Source organism: Dysgonomonas gadei ATCC BAA-286 (assembly GCF_000213555.1).
GTDB lineage: Bacteria > Bacteroidota > Bacteroidia > Bacteroidales > Dysgonomonadaceae > Dysgonomonas > Dysgonomonas gadei.
On record NZ_GL891985.1, the window covers coordinates 100,400 to 120,532 of the forward strand.

At 40.2% G+C, this 20,133-nt stretch carries 20 protein-coding genes; 6 read left to right on the top strand and 14 right to left on the bottom strand.

What is annotated here, in order from left to right; all coding sequences use genetic code 11:
• Position 1: 1 nt before the first annotated feature.
• Both rbfA and HMPREF9455_RS12965 read right to left on the bottom strand, forming a co-directional pair.
• A complete protein-coding gene (gene rbfA / locus HMPREF9455_RS12960) occupies positions 2-355 on the bottom strand; it encodes a 30S ribosome-binding factor RbfA (protein WP_006800160.1) in 354 nt (117 codons plus the stop codon).
• Positions 356-451: 96 nt separating this feature from the next.
• Complete coding sequence (locus tag HMPREF9455_RS12965; protein WP_006800161.1) at positions 452-1,096, bottom strand: O-methyltransferase; 645 nt, start codon at positions 1,094-1,096, stop codon at positions 452-454.
• 222 nt (positions 1,097-1,318) lie between these two features.
• Between HMPREF9455_RS12965 and HMPREF9455_RS12970 the strand changes: the two genes are divergently transcribed.
• Entirely contained in the window at positions 1,319-1,672 is a 354-nt protein-coding gene (locus HMPREF9455_RS12970) for a cupin domain-containing protein (protein WP_006800162.1), read from the top strand.
• 210 nt (positions 1,673-1,882) lie between these two features.
• A complete protein-coding gene (locus tag HMPREF9455_RS12975) occupies positions 1,883-2,965 on the top strand; it encodes a linear amide C-N hydrolase (protein WP_006800163.1) in 1,083 nt (360 codons plus the stop codon).
• A gap of 111 nt (positions 2,966-3,076) precedes the next feature.
• Here the strand turns inward: HMPREF9455_RS12975 and pyk are convergent, their stop codons facing one another.
• The 7 genes from pyk to thiM form a co-directional block, all read right to left on the bottom strand.
• Positions 3,077-4,543, bottom strand: a complete 1,467-nt coding sequence (pyk, locus tag HMPREF9455_RS12980; RefSeq protein WP_006800164.1) for a pyruvate kinase — start codon at positions 4,541-4,543, stop codon at positions 3,077-3,079.
• Positions 4,544-4,591: 48 nt separating this feature from the next.
• Positions 4,592-5,020 (bottom strand): type II 3-dehydroquinate dehydratase, encoded by a 429-nt coding sequence (gene aroQ / locus HMPREF9455_RS12985; protein WP_006800165.1) that lies wholly within the window; start codon positions 5,018-5,020, stop codon positions 4,592-4,594.
• Between the two features lie 191 nt (positions 5,021-5,211).
• Complete coding sequence (locus tag HMPREF9455_RS12990; protein WP_006800166.1) at positions 5,212-6,474, bottom strand: PLP-dependent transferase; 1,263 nt, start codon at positions 6,472-6,474, stop codon at positions 5,212-5,214.
• Between the two features lie 110 nt (positions 6,475-6,584).
• Entirely contained in the window at positions 6,585-7,394 is an 810-nt protein-coding gene (gene thiD / locus HMPREF9455_RS12995) for a bifunctional hydroxymethylpyrimidine kinase/phosphomethylpyrimidine kinase (protein WP_006800167.1), read from the bottom strand.
• An 83-nt stretch (positions 7,395-7,477) separates the two neighbouring features.
• On the bottom strand, positions 7,478-8,131 hold the full coding sequence (tenA, locus tag HMPREF9455_RS13000; protein WP_006800168.1) for a thiaminase II: 654 nt from the start codon (positions 8,129-8,131) through the stop codon (positions 7,478-7,480).
• Between the two features lie 2 nt (positions 8,132-8,133).
• Positions 8,134-8,772, bottom strand: a complete 639-nt coding sequence (thiE, locus tag HMPREF9455_RS13005) for a thiamine phosphate synthase (RefSeq protein WP_006800169.1) — start codon at positions 8,770-8,772, stop codon at positions 8,134-8,136.
• Between the two features lies 1 nt (position 8,773).
• Entirely contained in the window at positions 8,774-9,574 is an 801-nt protein-coding gene (thiM, locus tag HMPREF9455_RS13010) for a hydroxyethylthiazole kinase (protein WP_006800170.1), read from the bottom strand.
• Positions 9,575-10,368: 794 nt separating this feature from the next.
• Here thiM and clpB point away from each other — a divergent pair.
• Both clpB and HMPREF9455_RS13020 read left to right on the top strand, forming a co-directional pair.
• A complete protein-coding gene (gene clpB / locus HMPREF9455_RS13015; RefSeq protein ID WP_006800171.1) occupies positions 10,369-12,960 on the top strand; it encodes an ATP-dependent chaperone ClpB in 2,592 nt (863 codons plus the stop codon).
• A 183-nt stretch (positions 12,961-13,143) separates the two neighbouring features.
• Positions 13,144-15,078: a S9 family peptidase gene (locus HMPREF9455_RS13020; RefSeq protein ID WP_006800172.1), complete on the top strand. Its 1,935-nt coding sequence runs from the start codon at positions 13,144-13,146 to the stop codon at positions 15,076-15,078.
• A 68-nt stretch (positions 15,079-15,146) separates the two neighbouring features.
• Here the strand turns inward: HMPREF9455_RS13020 and HMPREF9455_RS13025 are convergent, their stop codons facing one another.
• The 5 genes from HMPREF9455_RS13025 to HMPREF9455_RS13045 all read right to left on the bottom strand — a co-directional run bounded on the left by HMPREF9455_RS13025 (position 15,147) and on the right by HMPREF9455_RS13045 (position 17,708).
• On the bottom strand, positions 15,147-15,371 hold the full coding sequence (locus tag HMPREF9455_RS13025; RefSeq protein ID WP_006800173.1) for a hypothetical protein: 225 nt from the start codon (positions 15,369-15,371) through the stop codon (positions 15,147-15,149).
• A gap of 28 nt (positions 15,372-15,399) precedes the next feature.
• On the bottom strand, positions 15,400-15,648 hold the full coding sequence (locus tag HMPREF9455_RS13030; protein WP_006800174.1) for a GlsB/YeaQ/YmgE family stress response membrane protein: 249 nt from the start codon (positions 15,646-15,648) through the stop codon (positions 15,400-15,402).
• Positions 15,649-15,848: 200 nt separating this feature from the next.
• A complete protein-coding gene (locus HMPREF9455_RS13035; protein ID WP_006800175.1) occupies positions 15,849-16,523 on the bottom strand; it encodes a YiaD family glycine zipper/OmpA-like lipoprotein in 675 nt (224 codons plus the stop codon).
• Positions 16,524-16,576: 53 nt separating this feature from the next.
• Positions 16,577-16,906, bottom strand: coding sequence for a hypothetical protein (locus HMPREF9455_RS13040; protein WP_006800176.1), 330 nt, complete (start codon positions 16,904-16,906; stop codon positions 16,577-16,579).
• 145 nt (positions 16,907-17,051) lie between these two features.
• Entirely contained in the window at positions 17,052-17,708 is a 657-nt protein-coding gene (locus HMPREF9455_RS13045) for a rhomboid family intramembrane serine protease (protein ID WP_006800177.1), read from the bottom strand.
• Positions 17,709-17,865: 157 nt separating this feature from the next.
• Between HMPREF9455_RS13045 and HMPREF9455_RS13050 the strand changes: the two genes are divergently transcribed.
• The gene (locus tag HMPREF9455_RS13050) at positions 17,866-19,107 is read left to right on the top strand and encodes a peptidase associated/transthyretin-like domain-containing protein (RefSeq protein WP_006800178.1); all 1,242 of its coding nucleotides are present in this window, start codon (positions 17,866-17,868) and stop codon (positions 19,105-19,107) included.
• A 575-nt stretch (positions 19,108-19,682) separates the two neighbouring features.
• Positions 19,683-19,832: a hypothetical protein gene (locus HMPREF9455_RS21535; protein ID WP_006800180.1), complete on the top strand. Its 150-nt coding sequence runs from the start codon at positions 19,683-19,685 to the stop codon at positions 19,830-19,832.
• The last annotated feature ends 301 nt before the right edge of the window (positions 19,833-20,133 follow it).

A 20,133-nucleotide genomic window follows, 5' to 3' on the forward strand; every position in this document is an offset into this window, starting at 1 on the left:
TTTATTCTTCTGTCTTATTATCTTTTCCAAGCAGTTTATCTATATTATCCAGATAATCGAGCGAATCGTCAAGATAAAAGCTCAATTCGGGAATCACGCGCAACTGTTTGCCAACCTTCTGGCCTAAATCGAAACGCAAAGCCTTTACATTGGTTTTGATATTATCGAGGAGTTCCTTCCCTTGCTCGGACGGAAAAATACTCAAATACACCTTTGCCAATCCCAAATCGGGACTAACACGCACGGTACTCACAGAAACGAGCACACCTCGCATCTGCTGTGTCTGTTTCCTAAATATTTCACTTAATTCCTTTTGGATAAGGCGGTTTATTTTTTGTTGTCTGGTAGTATCCATATTATATATTTTGGGTACAAAGGTAATACTTTTCAGTTAACAGTAATCAGTTAACAATGGTTATCCTTTATGCTGTAAAGATAAAATACCAACCTGCTATTTTTTCCATATCAGAGTCAATCCGTCCCTTACAGGCAATATCACTTTCTCCACCCTGTCATCTTTAGCAAGCATATCATTAAAAGCCTGTATTCCGATAGTCTGTTTATCTGAGGGTTTCGGAGTATCCAACACATGTCCGTCCCACAAAGTATTGTCCGCGATAATCAGCCCTCCGGGACGTACTTTATCGTAGATGAGATTGTAATATTCTATATAGTGACGCTTATTGGCATCGATAAATACCATATCGAATATGCGGTCTATTTTAGGTATAATCTCCATAGCATCGCCTATATGCAGATGTATTTTATCTTTCAGTTTCGTTTTATGAAGATATTTCATGATGAAATCTTCCAGTTCGTCGTTTACCTCTATGGTATGAATCTCTGCATCATCGGCTGCGCCCTCAGCCAGACAAAGAGTCGCATAAGCTGTGTATGTTCCTATTTCCAGTATATATTTCGGCTGCATCATCCGGCAAAACATATTCAACATCCTGCCTTGCAAATGCCCCGACAGCATACGTGGCTTCAGTAGGTTTACATGTGCATCCCGGTTGAGTTGCTTTAACAAATCCCCTTCATCATCTATGTGGGAAAGAATATAATTTTCTATGGCTTCGTTTTTGTCTAATGACATTGTTTATTACGATAAATTGAATAAGCTAAGTAACAGAAAGTATTTAATGCAACATCACTTAACCGTAATCGGCTCTTGTTGTTGCAGATAAAAAGTATTAAACAGGTCTGCGACCTTAACACAGGTTAAAGATAATCATTTCGCAATTATTTTTAGAAAACAACGATATTTTCCGATATATTTCTTAATTTTAAGACATTGCACCTTAAAATTTATAGAATTATGAGCAGAGTGATAGATAAAAAATCGGCGCCTCATTATTTCTGGGGCGACAAATGTAGTAGTTGGATTCTCATGAACAGAGATTCCTTATCAGTGAAAATCGAAACCATGCCGGCCGGAACACGGGAGACCTTACACTTCCATACCTCCTCACGGCAATTCTTCTTTGTACTGAAAGGTCCGGCAATATTTTATGTAGAAGGTAAAAAAGTAACCGTAAAAGATCAGCAAGGTATACTGATAGAACCTATGATGAAACATTATATTGCAAATGAAACATCCGAGCCTATCGACTTCCTGTTAGTGTCTCAGCCAGACAATGACACAACGAACGACCGAACCGATCTCGAATAAAAACATAAAAAAGGATGCCTCATTAAGCATCCTTTTTTATTCCGGATACTCCATTCATAATCAGAAAACTACCTCTGGTACAAACCGCCTCATACCCCTTCCTGATAATAGCATGTATATCATGAAAATAACTTACTGACTATTGAACTTATCATCCACGGCATTTGTTAATTTTATATATATTATTTGTTAATCATAAAAACAACTAACATGAAATCAAAACTATCTGCTACACTGCTGGCGATTGCCATTTCATTTATTTATCCACTTCCAACAGAATCATGTACCGGTATAACTTTGAAAAGCAAGGGAGGAACCACCATTGTTGCACGCACTATAGAATGGGGTGGAAGTAATCTGAACAGCCAGTATGTTATTGTACCCAGAGGGTATACCAAACAATCATATATCCCCGGAGGAATTGGCGGCATGTCTTTTACGTCCCGTTATGGATATGTGGGACTGGCTGTGGAACAAAAGGATTTTGTAGCCGAAGGCTTAAATGAAATGGGACTTTCGGCCGGACTATTCTATTTTCCAAATTACGGAAAGTATGAAAACTATGATACTGCAAAAAAAGAAAAGAGCATAGCTGACCTACAACTCGTATCCTGGCTACTAGGTGAATGTAAAACAGTAGACGAAGTAAAAGAAGCGGTAAAAAAAGTATGCATTATGAGTATTGACCCACGAGCCTCAACTATCCACTGGAGATTTACCGATACATCGGGGCGTCAACTTGTACTTGAAGTTATAAATGGTACCCCCCTGTTTTACGAGAATAAGCTGGGAGTCCTTACAAATTCTCCGGGTTTCGAATGGCATATGACGAATCTCAATAATTATGTTAACCTATTTACGGGTACAGCACCTACAAAACAACTGGGGAACACAGAATTAGTATCTTTTGGTGCAGGAAGCGGCTTTCTGGGTATACCCGGAGATATAACGTCTCCATCCCGGTTTGTCCGTGCGGCTTTTTATCAGACTTCAGCACCACAACAAGAGAGCCCTCTGGCAACTGTTCTTCAGTGTTTTCAGATATTAAATAATTTTGATATACCGATAGGAATAGAGTTTCCAATAGGAGAAGTGCCCTCCGATATACCTAGCGCTACACAATGGACTTCAGCTACCGACATGGAGCACCGCATTATTTACTTCCGCACTATGTATAACAGTGCTATCAGAAGTATCGACCTGAACACTATTGATTTTTCCAATATCCAATATAAAACAGTGCCAATGGATATCATAATGCAACAACCTGTAGATGTAATAAATATAAATTAGAAAACGAATATAAAATAAAAAAGGATGCTTATCTAAGCATCCTTTTTCTATTTTCGTAAAGTGATAAATCAAAACTTATTTTCATAACGTATCACTTACAACTCTTACACCTTAGTCTACAGGTACCTCAAAAGCATCACCTGCATCTACTACACGGCCAACGCCATTGATTTCAAGGAAAGATGTTCCTTTGCCTTCTCCGAATGAACCACTAAGGTAAGCAACCTGATCGTCTTTCTTAACCAGCCCTTTGTCTAGCATAGAGTTAAGAGCCTTCAGGAAATATTGCTTATGCTGGTGAGTTGTAAATCCTGTCGATTCCTGATAACTTGCCTGTATTCCGTAGCATACTGAAAGTTGACGGGCAACTTCGTTACTACAGCAAACAGCATAAACAGGACACTTACTGCGGAATGCTGCAATTGTACGAGCTGTACGGCCAGTATAGCTATCTGTGATAATAGCAGCCAGACCCAGTTGAGTTGCAGCTTTCACAGCTTGTTTTGCAAGGAATGATGTAGTATCATATTCCTCATCTTTAAACGGAACAGGAATAACTTTCTCGTCCAGTTTAGATTGCTCTGTAGTAGCACAAATCTGTGCCATTGTACGAACAGCTTCCAATGGATATTTACCGTAAGCTGTTTCACCACTCAACATCACAGCATCAGTTCCGTAGTATACCGCATTCGCGATATCTGTTACTTCGGCGCGTGTAGGACGTGGATTCTCGATCATTGTGTGCAACATCTGAGTTGCTACGATAACCGGTTTCTTGTATTCGATAGACTTACGGATAAGCAAACGCTGGATTGCCGGAATTTTTTCCTGTGGTACTTCAATACCAAGGTCTCCACGCGCAACCATCACACCGTATGCTGTTTCGAAAATTTCGTCGATATTGTCAACACCTTCCTGATTTTCGATTTTAGCGATAATCTTGATAGGGCTGTTATATTCGTCAAGGATTTTCTGTACATCCAAAACGTCTTGTTTGTTTCTTACGAATGAGTGAGCGATGAAATCCGCTTTATTTTCGATCGCGATCTCGATACTTCTTTTATCTTTTGCTGTGATAGAAGGAAGATTTACGCTAACACCCGGTATGTTTACACTCTTACGGTTACCGATAGTTCCATCATTCTGGATTTCGCATAGCAGGTAATCAGCTGTTTTGTCAATAACTTTCATTGCAGTTTCACCATCATCAACGAGAAGCGTGCTACCTACAGGCACATCCTGTACGATACTTGGATAAGAAACACCAATTTGCTCTTGTGTGGAAAGGAAATTCAAATCTCCGACAACTTTAACTTTATCGCCTGTTTTTACAATGATTTTTTCTCCTGACGCATTTTTAGCTGTACGTATTTCCGGACCTTTAGTATCCATCATGATACCAATGTAAGGAGATACTGCGCGTACATTTGTCATTACTTGAATAAAGCCTTCTTCTGTCATGTGGGCTGAATTCATTCTAACAACGTTGATTCCTGCGTCATACAACGACTTGATGAAATCAACATCACAACGCATGTCTGAAATTGTAGCTACAATTTTCGTTTTCTTCTGAGTCATAAATGCAATTTAATTAATGTATATAGTTCTTTTTTTATTCTAATCTTCTCAGGCCTTTTTTGTCTTTCGAAAAAAGTCTATTGCAAGTTCGTATGAAAATAGCCCCAAGCCGACTACTGATCCTTTGCATGCTGCCGCAATCATTGATTTGTGCCGGAATTCTTCCCGTGTGTGGATATTGGATATATGCACCTCCACGACTGGCGTATTCACAGCTTTGATAGCATCATGAAGGGCAACAGATGTATGCGTATAGGCTCCTGCATTTAAGACGATTCCATCAAATGAAAAACCCATCTCATGTATTTTATCAATCAGCGCTCCTTCGTGATTAGATTGGAAATATGATAGTTCGCAGTCCGTATAGGTTTGTTGCAACTGGGAGAAGTATGTTTCGAAAGAAGTATTCCCGTAAACATCCGGTTCCCTTTTACCCAACAAATTCAAATTTGGCCCGTTTATTATCAGTATCTTCATTTTTATCAGCTATTTAGCGCCGAATTCAGCTATTTTGTTTGTTTAGAGGACAAAAGTACTACTTTTCTTTGAAAGAAGTAACTAATATTTTACAATTAATGTAAATTAATGAACGTTTTTAATAGTGGAAGCAGTAGTAAAATTTATTTTGATTATACTGCCTCACCCAAAACATCTGATACGATTGGATATTAATTCAAATCATTCAGTGCCTGTATTATATCAGCCTGCAAATCTGAGATATCTTCCAATCCGACAGACAGACGCATCAGATTATCTTCTATTCCCATCACTACTTTCAGTTCAGGCGAAAATGTCCCATAGATTGTGGACTCGGGATGAATTATCAATGTTTTATTATCAAACAAGTTTGTTGCACGACGGATAACCTGTAGCCTGTCCATAAATTTATAGCACGCCTTTTTGCTCTCCAGGCTGAAAGTGAGCATAGCGCCGGGATTACCACGAAATAGCGTATCTGATATTTTTTTATAAGGAGAGCTTTCCAATTTTGGATAACCCACTTTTACAACTTCTTTCCGGCTAGCAAGGAATTGTGCCAGTTCGTATGCCGAAGCAGACATTCTTTCGTAACGCAACTGCAACGATTCCATTCCCAACGCCTGCAAGTAAGAAGCCTCGGGATCCATAGCCGCACCTATATTACGTGCAATCTCACGTTTCAGTTTGAATGAGAACTGCGATGTTCCGTCTTGACGGGCTACTGTAGCCAATCGCTTATTCTCTGCCCAATTGAAAGTACCATAGTCGAGAATAGCACCACCAATTGTAGTTGCACCGCCTGATATATATTTCGTAGTCGATACCACTTCGATATCCACTCCGGCTTTGCGGGCATCGAAACCACACCACGGAATGATAGTAGTATCTACAATCATCGGCACATTACCCACCTTCAACACCTTCGATATTTCGGGCAGATTGGCTATTTCCAAATGGGGATTTGTTATCAATTCACAGAAGAAAGCACAGGTATTTTCATCAATCGCCGAGGCTATTTCTTCAATATTATCTGTATTCACAAAACGCACTTCAACTCCGAAAGCCGCAAGCGTAAACTTAAACAACGAAAAAGTATTTCCAAACAGGTGTGGAGAAGTCACAATATTGCTTCCCGCATAAGCTATTGTAAGAAATGTATTGGATATAGCTGCCATACCGGAAGCTACCACCATTACATTTTCAGCACCCGATGCTGCCTTTATTTTACGTTCAAAATTCTCAACCGAAGGGTTCGTTATCCGGGTATAGGTATGGGATGCCACCTCCTCTTTATACTGGAATGCGGCGGCAATACTTTCCGAATCGGAAAATTCGAAGGCTGCATTACGGTATATAGGCATCGCTATAGCACCGTGTACATCCTGTTTATTAAACTTTTCGCTGATAATGCGGGTAGAAAATTTCTTGTTTTGAGAGTCGTTTTGAGCCATCAGTTTATGACATTTGAAAATTAAAGTTCAAAGGTAAAAAAGACTTATGGAATATTCATTACAATGTGATGAAATATAATCCTAAATACCATAAATATGGCAGACACTTTCTACTTCCAGAAATCGAAGAAATGATGTACAGGGCCGTGCCCCTTCCCTATTTCATATCCGGCACCGATAGTGATAGCTTTATTCATATAATCTTTAGCCTGTCTTATAGCATCATTAAGAGACAGTCCATGTGTGAGATATGCAGCAATGGCTGAAGAGAATGTACAGCCTGTCCCATGTGTATTTTTTGTATGGATGCGTTGCGAACTCAGTTCTATTATTTCATCGGTTTCGGCGTTATAGAATACATCGGTCAGTTTGTCTTCGGTCAGATGGCCTGCTTTCAGTAATACGGACACTTTGCTCCCAAACGAAAGATCTTTAATAACTTTTGGCAACTCCTCCTGACTTCGGATCTTTTTGCCCAACAATATCTCGGCTTCGGGAATATTCGGAGTTATCACCCTGACAAAAGGGATGAGCTCGCTTTTCAATGTTTCAATCGCCTCATCCTGCAAAAGCTTATCGCCGGATGTAGCAACCATTACCGGGTCGAGAACGATATTCTTTATATTGTACCGCGACAATGTTTCCTTTACAGCGAAGATGAGCTCCGAAGAATGAAGCATCCCGATCTTTATCGCATCAGCGCCGATATCATCCAACACCGATTTTATCTGTCCCGATACAAACGGGACGGGGATAGGATGCACATCCGTTACACCTATTGTATTTTCATCTACTACGGCCACAACGACCGTTGCTCCGTAGCAACCGCAGGCCGAAAAAGTTTTCAGGTCGGCCTGTATCCCTGCTCCCCCGCTGGGATCACTTCCCGCAATGGTAAGTGCAATTTTATAGTGTTTCATATTTTTAATTGAAAGTTGAAAGCTCAGAAGTGAAAACGAATATAATAATCTTCAATTTTCCATCCTCAACTTTCCATTATACATTATACAGGCCATTTTTCCAATCGCCATGCGCTATCCCAGAATATCCATTCCATTCTGGAACACATGACATATGCATCGGTCATCGCCTGCTGTTGTTGCAGGGTACATTTATCTGCAAGTTCGTCACAAATGGAAATTGCAGTTTTTACCGACAGTTCGAATTCTTCCCCGCCATATGTATTTATCCATTCCTGATAAGGGTTTTCACCTGTTACCTGATGTTCGAGAATATAATCTCCCACCTCTTTGTAAATCCAGAAGCAAGGCAATACAGCCGCAGCAATTACCTCCACAGGAGCGCTTGCCAGTTGCCTCAAAAGAAATGAAGTATATAATAAACAACCCGGAGATGGTTCAGGTTTGGATGTGGAAGATATTTTACTCACAAAAGTTTCGTGCAATGCTTTTTCTACCGCTATACTATCTCCGGCAAAGTGGATAAAAGCCTCTATATGCTCGGGGTTACTGAGCTTTGAAGCTATTCCGGTCAATACCTTGCCATATTCGGCAAGATATAGGGCATCCTGCTGAATGTAGAAGATGAATTTTTCCCTGTCGAGCGTACCATCTATCAATCCCTGAATAAAGGGTTGTTCCAGTATTTTATTATATATCGGTTTTGCTGCGTTCCATGCCTGTTCACTCCATTTCATAGCTATTTATTTTTTGATTTGTTTATGATTTCTTTTAGCTGACGGGCAGATTGCTGCGGATCAGGAGCCGACATAATGGCCGATACCACCGATATTCCATCTGCACCTGCCTGTATTATATCCTGCGCATTCGTCAGGTTGATACCTCCTATTCCCACACTGGGATGTCCGGATATGCGGGTTATTTCACCTATTCCCTCCAAACCTAAGGCTGGCGCTGTGTCTGTTTTAGTCTGTGTACCGAATACAGGCGAAATGCCTATATAGTCTACATCGAGATTATTAGCATCTATCGCATCTTGAATACTTTCAACAGAAAGGCCAATAATCTTATCTTTACCAAGTAGCTTGCGGGCAACTGAGTAGGGCATATCACTTTGTCCGATGTGTAGCCCTCCGGCATCGCAGGCCAATGCAATATCGAGCCTGTCGTTTATAATAAGTGGTACATTGTAAGATTTCAGTATGGATTTCAACTTCATTGCCAGATTATAAAAATCCAGCGTAGAAGCATCCTTTTCCCTCAGTTGTACCATCGTCACCCCACCTCTCACAGCTTCCTCTACAACCGTTTCCAATGGTCGTCCAAGCGAAAGCGAACGGTCTGTAACCAGATACAGGCTCAAATCGAATGCCGCCATCTTATTTTATTTGCTTTATAGTATCCTTTATTACCGCTTCATCCAGATTGTAAAGTTCGTCCAGAAAATTAACTTGTAAACTTCCGTTTCCAGAAGACTTGTGGGCGGCAATTTCTCCGGCAATACCCATAACAGCCATACCATGCGTAGCCGCTTCCAGCATATCACCATTGACTGCAGCAAAGGCTGCAACAACTGCCGTAGCCGTGCACCCCATACCCGTCACACGTGCCATCATCAGATGGCCATTCTCTACGGTGCAGGTATTCTCTCCATTGGTAATATAATCAGTCTGCCCACTGACAACTACCACTGCGCCTGTTTGCCTTGCCAGTGCCTTAGCAGGATCGAGAGCCGAATCAGAAGAATCGGTGCTATCGACACCTTTAGTCTGTACATTCGCATTCCATAAGGCCATTATTTCGGATGCATTCCCCCTTATAATGGAAGGCTTACACTCTTCAATTATCTGTTTGCACACTTTTGTCCTGTAAGTGGTTGCCCCTGCCCCTACCGGATCGAAAACGATCGGAGTATTTTTAGCCAGAGCGGTTTTACCCGCTATTAGCATAGCTTCCACCCACTGAGGTTCAAGAGTTCCGATATTTATTACTAATGCAGATGCTATACTCGCCATTTCGGCGACTTCTTCGAGCGAATGCGCCATAACAGGGGATGCCCCAACAGCCAGCAGCCCATTGGCAGTATTGTTCATCACCACATAATTTGTGATGTTATGAATTAAAGGGGACTTGCTTCTGACAATATTTAAATCCCTCACTAAATTTTGAATATCAATCATACCCAGATAATATTAAAAATAAAAAGCCGCTTCGAATAGTACGAAACGGCTTATAGATGTATGTTTATTATAACTAAAAATCTAAAACACGACCGTTTTCCTACGATGCCCATTACAGCACATCAGGTTCAAGGGTTTAATCTCAGCTCTTTCAGGAAAAGAACACCCCTAACAGTGACATGCAAACTTAACGAAAATTATTGGAGAAACAAGTCGTATTTTGAAAGAAGTTTATCTATGTATTTTGAAGTATACTAGTTATCGGTTTACTAGTTTACAAGAAAAAGAGTTCTTTGAAATAATTAATTAGCAAATTTGAAACATCGTTCAACGAAACAAAGTGTAGTTAAAATTAGCATATTAGCAAATAAGTGAAATAGTGTAACCTTTGTTACCTTTTAACAAGTAATAAGTTTTAAGTAATGAGTACAAAGTTGAAAGAACTGTATTTATGTTTACCCTAAAGTCTCTTGTGCGATAGCCTAAGCTAACGGCTGATAGCTATCAGCTAAAAGCTGAAATATGTGTTACCTTTGTTACCTTTTATTTTTAAACACGGAGAACCAGCGGTCGGCGGAGCCAAAAAGGAGTAGCACGGAGTTTTCAGAAGAGTGACAGGATGAAAAACATGTAAAAAGTGTCAAGTTTGTCAAGTTTTAGAGTCCCATTCGTGTTAGACTAAAAATGACGAATAAACTGACATTTTGTCAAAAATATCAGATTGGCAAATATTTTGAACAAGTGTAAACAGACAATAGTTATATAAAATACAAGCAAACAGAAAAACTAAACATATGAATTTCAATAATTTTACAATCAAATCTCAGGAGGCGATACAAAAAGCCATTGAGATAACAAAAGAAAAAGGCCAACAGTCTATAGAACCGGCACACATACTTATGGGAGTAATCATGACCGGGGAGAATGTCGTGAATTTCCTCTTTCAGAAACTGGGAGCAAATCCCGGTCATTTGACGAATATATTAAGCAAGGAGATCGATTCCCTTCCGAAGGTTTCGGGAGGAGGTGAAGCGTTCCTCAGCCGCGAAAGTAATGTTGCACTGGAAAAAGCTGCCGAATATGCAAAAAAGATGGGTGATCAGTATGTTTCCCTCGAGCATATATTGTTAGGTGTATTATCAGGCAAAAGCACGGCGGCGCAGATGCTCAAAGATGCAGGTATATCCGAAAAGGAACTGCAACCGGCCATCAATGAACTACGTAAAGGCACGAATGTAACCAGCCAGACTGCCGAAGATACTTATCAGTCACTGGAAAAATATGCTATAAACCTGACTCAAAGAGCCAAGGACGGAAAGCTGGACCCCGTTATCGGCCGCGATGATGAGATACGCCGTGTGTTGCAGATACTTAGCCGCCGCACCAAGAACAATCCTATACTGATAGGCGAACCGGGTACGGGTAAAACTGCTATTGCCGAGGGGCTTGCGCATCGTATTGTACGGGGTGATGTTCCTGAAAACCTGAAAAGCAAACAGATTTATTCTCTGGATATGGGCGCGCTGATTGCAGGGGCAAAATATAAAGGCGAATTTGAAGAACGGCTGAAATCTGTAGTGAATGAAGTTACCAAGTCGGAAGGAGAGATTATCTTATTTATCGACGAGATACATACATTGGTAGGCGCAGGTAAAAGTGAGGGAGCGATGGATGCAGCTAATATCCTTAAGCCGGCATTGGCAAGAGGAGAGTTACGTTCGATAGGCGCGACTACACTTGACGAATATCAGAAATATTTTGAAAAGGACAAGGCTTTGGAGCGCCGTTTTCAGACTGTAATGGTGGATGAACCGAGCGAGGCCGATGCAATCTCCATCCTGCGGGGACTGAAAGAAAAATATGAAAATCACCATAAGGTGCGTATCAAAGACGAAGCTATTATTGCTGCTGTGCAACTGTCGAGCCGCTATATATCCGACCGCTTTTTGCCCGATAAGGCTATCGACCTGATGGACGAGGCTGCGGCAAAATTGCGTATGGAAGTGGATTCCGTACCGGAAGAACTGGACGAAAAGAGCCGTCGTATCAAACAACTCGAAATCGAACGTGAAGCTATACGCCGCGAGAATGACAAGCTGAAGGAACAAGAGCTATCTAAAGAAATAAGCAGGCTGAAAGATGAAGAAAAAGACCTGAAAGCCAAATGGCAATCGGAAAGAGAAGTTATCAATAAGATCCAGCAGAATAAGATAGAGATAGAAAATACCAAATTCGAAGCGGAAAAGGCCGAGCGCGAAGGCGATTACGGAAAGGTTGCCGAACTCCGTTACGGTAAATTGAAAGAATTGGAAGATGGTATAGGCAAACTGCAAGGACAACTGCATGAAATGCAGGGAAATCAGGCAATGATAAAAGAGGAAGTCGATTCATACGATATTGCTGATGTGGTTTCCCGCTGGACAGGCATCCCTGTCAACAAGATGCTGCAAAGCGAACGGGAGAAATTGCTGAACCTCGAAGTGGAATTGCACAGGCGTGTCGTGGGGCAGGATGAAGCTATTTCTGCCGTATCGAATGCGATACGCCGTAGCCGTGCAGGACTGCAAGACCCCAAACGTCCCATAGGCTCGTTTATATTTCTGGGTACGACAGGTGTCGGTAAGACCGAGCTGGCGAAAGCCCTCGCCGAATTCCTGTTCGATGACGAGAATATGATGACCCGTATCGACATGAGCGAGTATCAGGAAAAATTCAGTGCTACCCGGCTTATCGGGGCACCTCCGGGATATGTCGGTTATGACGAAGGGGGACAATTGACAGAAGCTATCCGCCGTAAGCCGTATTCGGTAGTCTTATTCGATGAAATAGAAAAGGCGCATCCCGATGTTTTCAATATCTTATTGCAGGTATTGGACGACGGACGCCTGACCGATAATAAAGGGCGTGTGGTAAACTTCAAAAATACAATCATCATTATGACGTCCAATATGGGTTCTCCATTGATCCGGGAAAACTTTGCGGGAATAACACCAAAGAACCACAACGAAGTGGTGGAGAAAACCAAACGCGAAGTGTTGGATATGCTGAAAGTGAATATGCGTCCCGAATTCCTGAACCGTATCGATGAGACAGTTATGTTCGAACCATTAAATCTGGCACAGATAGAACAGGTTGTCCGCATACAGCTCGAAGGCATAGTAAAAATGCTGAAAGGCAACGGGGTGAAACTGGAATTTACAGAAGAAGCTATTGCCGGGATAGCGCAAATGGGTTATGATCCTGAATTCGGGGCACGTCCGGTGAAACGTGTTATACAGCGTACTGTACTGGATACACTATCGAGACAACTGCTCGCCGGAACAGTAGATAAGGAGAATCCCATCATAATAGATATGAAGGACGGGGAGTTGAGTTTCAATAACTAAAGATGTGGATATAAGAAATCCGGTTGATTTGCTAATCGACTGGATTTCTCCCATTTATGAGGAAATATATTGATTGCCTAAAAATCTAACGGAGCAACTTTTTTTAATAAAAAAAGTATTCTTGTGATTTTTTAATACATTTGTACGACAAGTACTTATAGTAGTAATAAAACCATTTAAACTATGAAAAGGAAATCATTCACATTAAGCATTATCACTTTATTTTGTTTAACACTTGGGCTGGCAACATCATGCAACAAGGCTCCGGTACCCGCTCCAATATTACCCTTAGAAGATTTTTTCAGAAACCCTGAAAAGGCTTCATATCAGATTTCTCCTGATGGAAAATACTTTTCTTATACCGCACCTTACGAAAAAAGGATGAATATCTATGTGCAGAAAATAGGGCAAGATTCAGCCGTAAGAATTACCTCGGAAACAGAGAGGGATATTGCCGGATATTTGTGGGGTAATAATAATCGCATCCTATTTCTGAAAGATACCGGAGGTGACGAAAATTATCAGCTTTATGGCGTTAATATAGACGGCAGTAATCCACTGCCACTTACTGCATTCGAAAAAGTGCGTACTCAAATCATTGACGACCTGCCTGAGATAGACAGTGAAGTCATTATCGGGCTGAATAAAAGAAATCCTCAGATATTCGATCCTTACCGTTTGAATATTGAGACCGGAGAGTTGACAATGCTCGCTGAAAATCCGGGAAATATTCAGGGATGGATGACAGACCATGACGGCAAACTGCGTGTCGCCACTGCTATTGATGGAGTAAATCAGAGCCTTCTGTACAGAGATAAAGAAGAGGACGCTTTCAAAGTCCTTATAACCACGAGTTTTAAAGAAACCCTCAATCCTTATTTCTTTACATCTGATAATCAGAAACTGTATGCAACATCGAATATAGGCAGGGACAAAGATGCATTGATCATATTCGATCCTCAGACAATGAAAGAAGATGAAAAGCTCTATGAAAATGATAAATACGATATATCCGGAGCATCATATTCTCTAAAGGACAAAAAATTGCAGTTGGTTGCATATCAGGGACATGATGGCATAAAACGTCATTTCTTTGATGATAAATTGAAGGGCATATACGATAAGATTTCCTCTAAGGTAGCAAACAGGCCGTTTGGCATTAATAGTCAGAACAAAGAAGAAAATATGCTGATTGTCCGCACGTACAATGACAAGACACCGGGAGCTTATTATGTCTATGATGTGGAAAAAGACGTGTTGACACATATCGCCGATATTTACCCGTGGCTGGATGAAAACAACATGGCGACAATGAACTGTGTCACATATAAAACACGTGATGGTCTGGAAATAGAAGGATACCTGACACTCCCGAAAGGATATACCATGGAGACTGCGAAAAACCTGCCTGTAGTGGTTAACCCGCATGGAGGCCCTTGGGCCCGTGACGGATGGGGATTCAATCCTGAGATACAGTTTCTGGCAAACAGGGGTTATGCCGTGTTCCAGATGAATTTCCGGGGTTCTACCGGATTCGGCAAGAAGTTCTGGGAAATATCATTTAAGCAATGGGGAAAAACAATGCAGGACGACATTACAGACGGTGTGGAATGGCTGAAGGCAAAAGGGATAGCCAATCCTGATAAAATAGCCATATACGGAGGAAGCTATGGAGGATACGCTACTTTAGCCGGCCTTACATTCACCCCCGATCTCTACACTTGCGGAGTGGACTATGTAGGTGTATCGAACCTATTCACATTCCTAAATACGATACCTCCATACTGGAAACCGATGTTGGATATGATGTATGAAATGGTAGGTGATCCGAAAAAGGACAGCCTTCTGTTAGCCGGTTCTTCTCCGGTATTTCATGTAGATAAGATAAAAGCTCCACTATTTATAGCGCAGGGTGCAAACGATCCGCGTGTAAATAAAGATGAATCGGACCAGATGGTGGCAGCTCTGAAAAAACGAGGAATAGAAACCGAATACATGGTAAAGGATAATGAAGGTCACGGATTTCATAACGAGGAAAACAGATTCGATTTCTATCGTGCTATGGAGAAATTCTTAGGAGAACACTTGAAAGAGAAACAGGAGGCAGAGATGAAATAACATCCTCTAGATATAATAAGAATGGGTAACGACTAAGCTACCCATTCTTATATTTTCTTATCTGTATATTATTTACTCTCTTTTCCGTTATTCAACTCATATTCAACACGGTCTTTGATGTATTCTACCTGATTCTTGCCTACATCGGCTACATTTTTCAGGTTGCGTTTTGCTTTGCTGGCAAATTTATTCATATCGTCACAAAAACCGTCTAATTTACCTTGCTTATACAGTCTGCTGACTGCGTAAATTGCTACAGCCCCCAAGGCTGCTCCTATCAATACTTTCTTCATAATTATTCTATTTTATCAATTAGTAATTCTATTCTTTCTTACGGCTAAACAGGGATATTATCCAAAGCAGCACAACGGCACCAATTGTGGACATAACCAGATTACCTATAATACCATTTACACCCAGACCGAGTAACGTAAATATCCATCCGCCGAGTAAACCTCCGACTACTCCGACTATGAGGTTAAGGATAAGACCAAAACCACTACCCTTCATTATTTTACCGGCGATAAATCCGGCTAATATACCTATTATGATTGACCATATAAATCCCATAATTTCTTATATTTACTTGTTAATATTGTGATATTTGAAATCTCCTGTAGTCTACTGCTTTTACCAAAGCGATCATTTATATAACATCCGGAATGTTAAAAAAGTTCGCCAATTCTTCTGCGCATATGAAATTCATCTATACAAAAAAGAAGACTGTTCGTCAAGAACAGCCTTCATTTCTATTGTTATTTACAAAGCTATTATTTACCTTGTTCAGCGTCTTTAATCATCTTCTCATTAGGAAGAATATAGATTTCAACACGGCGATTTTGGCTTCTTCCTGCAACAGTACTATTATCAGCAACAGGCTGGGTAGAACCGAAACCTTGAGATACCATACGGCTACCAGACACTCCTTTAGTTTGAAGGAAGTTATAAACCGATTGCGCACGTTTTTCAGACAATGGATTATTGATAGCATCAGAGCCTGTATTGTCTGTATGCCCATATATCTGAACATCTGTATCAGGATTATTATTCAAAGAAGTAGCAAAGCTTGTCAGTGCACTTTGGGAAGCAGAATTCAGTGTGCTTGAGTTAGTAGCAAACAAGATACCTGATTCGAAAGTAACTTTGATAGCTTGCCCGTCATTGATAGACTCAACCTGAGCACCATTGATCTGTTCCAATTCTTTCTTTTGTTTATCCATTTTGTTTCCGATAACAGCACCTGCAGTACCTCCGACTACAGCTCCGATACCGGCACCCCATGCAGCTCCTTTACCACCACCGATAATGGCTCCGATACCTGCGCCAAGAGCACCGCCTGCTCCTGCTCCTATACCACCGCCTTTTACTGTATCACTAGCTCCACAGCTAGAAAATATAACTGCGCAACTCATAAATATTGCTGCAAGAATTGAAAATTGTTTCATAATTGATAAAATTTTAATTATTATTTGTATACTTTTTGTTTGTGATATTTTCTCTATTCAAATATTCCTATTGAGTCGCAATAAGCAAGTTCACCCTGTATGATAAAGGCGATTTCATCTTCTGAGAAATTATTCACTTTGTCCTTCTTTGTATATTTCAGTACATAGGCGACAATTTCATCTTCATCGATATCTACAACCGATTCTTCATCGGTTTCATCATTCATAAATCCTTTTTCATCATAGAAGTCATACACAATATCGATGATATAATTTATCTCATCGTTCGTATACTTTCCTTTCATTTCCTGGGGAAGATAGTTCTGTATAAACTTTACCGCATCATCCTCGTCGTACTGTATAAGGTCTTTCTCGTTGCTCATTATTATTGCTTTTTACTTACAAAATATATGTATAATTTAATAACAAAGTAATAAGTGCTATGTTCAATGAACGAAATAGTTTTTACAGACCAAGACATTTCGATTTGCCATTCCGTTTGTGTTAAAATACATAGCAAATGTACAATTATTTCTTTCTTAAAACAAGATATGCCAAAACAATCAACGGAATTATCATTATTCCGATATATAATGTATGGATCTGAAGTATTACCGGCGCAAAAACTACTGCAAGGATAAGTCCTATGGCAGCGCCTCCGAGATGGGCGTCATGTCCGATATTTCCTTGTCTTGTATGCATCCCGTATATGGAATAACCCAGATAGAGGATACCGAAAAGCCATCCTTTCATGGGAAGAATAAACATCACCCCAAGCGTCATATCCGGATATAAAGCTATGGCGGCAAACAAGATACCGACAACGCCGCCCGAAGCACCGATAGCACTATAATAATATTCTTTACGGTGAACCCACAAGGACAATAAGCCCCCTCCTATGATGGATAAGAAATAAATTGTCAGATACTGCCAGATACCCAGAGATTGTATGATCACACTGGAGAAAAAATACAAGGTCATCATATTAAAAATGAGATGCATATAATCGCCATGCAATGTTGCCGAAGTCAAGAGCCTGTCCCACTGCTTCGATTTTCCCAATATAGCCCCCACCTGAAATTTATACCGGTCGAAGAAGGCCATATCATTAAACCCCTTTATACTGGTAAGCACCGTAAGCACTATGATAATGATAGGTAGTATATCCGCAATATTGAATGCCATATATCGTCAATTTTAATAATCAGGGCAAAGGTATAAAAAAGAGCATTTAGTTGTTGATTTTGATTCCGAAAGATATAAATTTGATTTTTGTCATATAATATCTCAATAAATATTGCTTAGCGACGTTTATCAGATAACAGCCTAAATTGCGAAATCGATGAAAAGAGTAATTATATTCCCTCTCTTATTTCTATGTATATATATTCTGCCCCAAACTCCTATCAATGGTATCGTTTTGGATAAGGATACAAAGAAGCCTGTCCCTGACGTTATAGTCCAATACGGAGCCTCATCGAAAGAATATGCATATACCAATGCAAGCGGACAGTTTTCTATACCCGGAAACAGCGAGGATATCATCTACTTTCAATGCATTGGATATAAATCCAGATCGGTATCGAAGTCTGCTCTGCGGCAACAGCCAACCGTTGTCATGGAACTGAATCCGGTCTCCCTCAGTCCGGTTGTTATCAGCCCCTATGATGCCGATATGCTGCTGGAAGAAGTAATGCTCAATACCAAAAAGAACCTGGTCACAGACCACTCCATCGGATACCTGTTACATTTCCTGCAAACAAAAACTACCGACACGCTGCAAAACGAGATATACCTCAAATACACAACCACTCTGGATGAAAAAGTATTGAAGAAATCCTTAAAAAAGGAACGGATACCTTATACATACAATATAGTAGACATCAGACGGCTGCAAAAATCCGTAACTCCTACGTCAGAACTGTACGGGGCTGAATATCATGCCTCACACCTCCTCTCATTTGGCAAAAGTATTAATAATGAAACAACAAGAACGTATACATCGGACAGTTCCCTTATAATATTGAATATAGAACCTCTGGCCGGAAAAGAAGGCTGGGCAAATGGAGAAGTGCGGATCAACAAAAGTGACATGACCATTAAATCGATGGAGATAGAATCAGTCGATTCTATTCTGGCATCGCAACCTGCAAAAAGATACCTGGGAAAGATGGTTCGGGTACTGAGGAAAGTAGGGCGGTTCGAGTTTGCAAAAGCCAGTAATGGTAAATACTATATGAAAGACTGCTATACTTATTATAAATTCAGAGCGGTGAATGAGTTTGGGCATGAAGAAGAAATAGTTTACCACTGTGATGTTAACTGTGTAGGTACTGTCGACCAGATAAAAATAAAGAAACGGAAATTAAGCGGATACTGTCAGGAACTGTTTTATTTCCCTGATTCTACTCAGGAGGATTTCTGGTCTTTCAATCACGAGTCCAATTCCGGTTGGAATAATTATAGTTTTACCGGAGAACTCTCTTTAGGAGACAACTCTAAAAAGAAAGCCAGAGGGATACCATATTACCTTGGCAAGTATGCTTTAGTTATTCCATTAGCGGCTTTACTGATCTTCATATAAGCCGGTAGATAAAAGGAGAAGAACGAAAAGGTAACACAGAAAACAATTAATAATTAAGAATGAAAAATTAATAATTAGCTTGTCAGTCATCAGTCAGCAACTTGTATCTCGTGTCTTGTTTACTTGTATCTCATATAACTTTCAACTTAGTACTCAATACTTACTACTTTGATAAGGTAACAAAGGTAACACATGTTTCAGCTTTTAGCTGATAGCTTAGGCTATCGCACAAGAGACTTTAGGGTAAACATAAATACAGTTCTTTCAACTTTGTACTCATTACTTAAAACTTATTACTTGTTAAAAGGTTACAAAGGTTACACTATTTCACTTATTTGCTAATTAATTCTTTCAAAGAACTCTTTTTCTTCTAAACTAGTAAACCGATAACTAGTATACTTCAAAATACATAGATAAACTTTTTTCAAAAAACGACCAATCCGTACTGTTACGTATACCTTTAAATCTTTAATTAAAGAAAAATATACGCGATTTTTAATCAAAATCAGCATTTCGATTGTTTCTATAAAATAAACCATTTAAATTAACATCTGATTTATAAAAACTTGAGGATTATGGAAGATTTTGAACTGAATGATAAAGAAACGAAAGAACTAAAAGCTTTGAAACGAAAAAACAGAAGGCAGAATGCCTTTTGGGTATTAGTTGCCTTGCAGGCAGGGTCGCTGCTGTTATCTTATTATTTGGGTCGATCTCATAAATAACAGCACTTGAAAAACAATATGGAGTAAGGCATTGTATACTTTTGCCTTACTCCATATTGTTTGTATCAATCGGCTATTTGAATTTATTGTTGAATTAAATGTTGGATTTCTCTAACGCGCCGTCCGGCTTGTTTTTCATTTTGCCTTGATGCAAAACGAAACAAAAAATCAAGGCTGCATCCCCCGGCGACCCAAAACCGCAGCTGCGGTGGGGCAAAATAATACGGAATCATCTTTTACCGGATTATCAGCCGTGTATAGCAGCTACCCTATTTTGCCCTACACCTCCGCTTTACGGATT

What these genes read in the sequence shown, in the direction of transcription:
- HMPREF9455_RS13025 (WP_006800173.1), bottom strand. Translation starts at nt 15,371, where the DNA reads ATGAAGAAAGTATTGATAGGAGCAGCCTTGGGGGCTGTAGCAATTTAC.
- thiD (WP_006800167.1), bottom strand. Translation starts at nt 7,394, where the DNA reads ATGAAACACTATAAAATTGCACTTACCATTGCGGGAAGTGATCCCAGC.
- aroQ (WP_006800165.1), bottom strand. Translation starts at nt 5,020, where the DNA reads ATGAAGATACTGATAATAAACGGGCCAAATTTGAATTTGTTGGGTAAA.
- HMPREF9455_RS12970 (WP_006800162.1), top strand. Translation starts at nt 1,319, where the DNA reads ATGAGCAGAGTGATAGATAAAAAATCGGCGCCTCATTATTTCTGGGGC.
- HMPREF9455_RS21535 (WP_006800180.1), top strand. Translation starts at nt 19,683, where the DNA reads ATGGAAGATTTTGAACTGAATGATAAAGAAACGAAAGAACTAAAAGCT.
- HMPREF9455_RS13050 (WP_006800178.1), top strand. Translation starts at nt 17,866, where the DNA reads ATGAAAAGAGTAATTATATTCCCTCTCTTATTTCTATGTATATATATT.
- HMPREF9455_RS12975 (WP_006800163.1), top strand. Translation starts at nt 1,883, where the DNA reads ATGAAATCAAAACTATCTGCTACACTGCTGGCGATTGCCATTTCATTT.
- rbfA (WP_006800160.1), bottom strand. Translation starts at nt 355, where the DNA reads ATGGATACTACCAGACAACAAAAAATAAACCGCCTTATCCAAAAGGAA.
- thiE (WP_006800169.1), bottom strand. Translation starts at nt 8,772, where the DNA reads ATGGCGGCATTCGATTTGAGCCTGTATCTGGTTACAGACCGTTCGCTT.
- pyk (WP_006800164.1), bottom strand. Translation starts at nt 4,543, where the DNA reads ATGACTCAGAAGAAAACGAAAATTGTAGCTACAATTTCAGACATGCGT.
- HMPREF9455_RS13035 (WP_006800175.1), bottom strand. Translation starts at nt 16,523, where the DNA reads ATGAAACAATTTTCAATTCTTGCAGCAATATTTATGAGTTGCGCAGTT.
- HMPREF9455_RS13030 (WP_006800174.1), bottom strand. Translation starts at nt 15,648, where the DNA reads ATGGGATTTATATGGTCAATCATAATAGGTATATTAGCCGGATTTATC.
- HMPREF9455_RS12965 (WP_006800161.1), bottom strand. Translation starts at nt 1,096, where the DNA reads ATGTCATTAGACAAAAACGAAGCCATAGAAAATTATATTCTTTCCCAC.
- HMPREF9455_RS12990 (WP_006800166.1), bottom strand. Translation starts at nt 6,474, where the DNA reads ATGGCTCAAAACGACTCTCAAAACAAGAAATTTTCTACCCGCATTATC.
- thiM (WP_006800170.1), bottom strand. Translation starts at nt 9,574, where the DNA reads ATGATTGATATTCAAAATTTAGTGAGGGATTTAAATATTGTCAGAAGC.
- HMPREF9455_RS13040 (WP_006800176.1), bottom strand. Translation starts at nt 16,906, where the DNA reads ATGAGCAACGAGAAAGACCTTATACAGTACGACGAGGATGATGCGGTA.
- clpB (WP_006800171.1), top strand. Translation starts at nt 10,369, where the DNA reads ATGAATTTCAATAATTTTACAATCAAATCTCAGGAGGCGATACAAAAA.
- HMPREF9455_RS13020 (WP_006800172.1), top strand. Translation starts at nt 13,144, where the DNA reads ATGAAAAGGAAATCATTCACATTAAGCATTATCACTTTATTTTGTTTA.
- HMPREF9455_RS13045 (WP_006800177.1), bottom strand. Translation starts at nt 17,708, where the DNA reads ATGGCATTCAATATTGCGGATATACTACCTATCATTATCATAGTGCTT.
- tenA (WP_006800168.1), bottom strand. Translation starts at nt 8,131, where the DNA reads ATGAAATGGAGTGAACAGGCATGGAACGCAGCAAAACCGATATATAAT.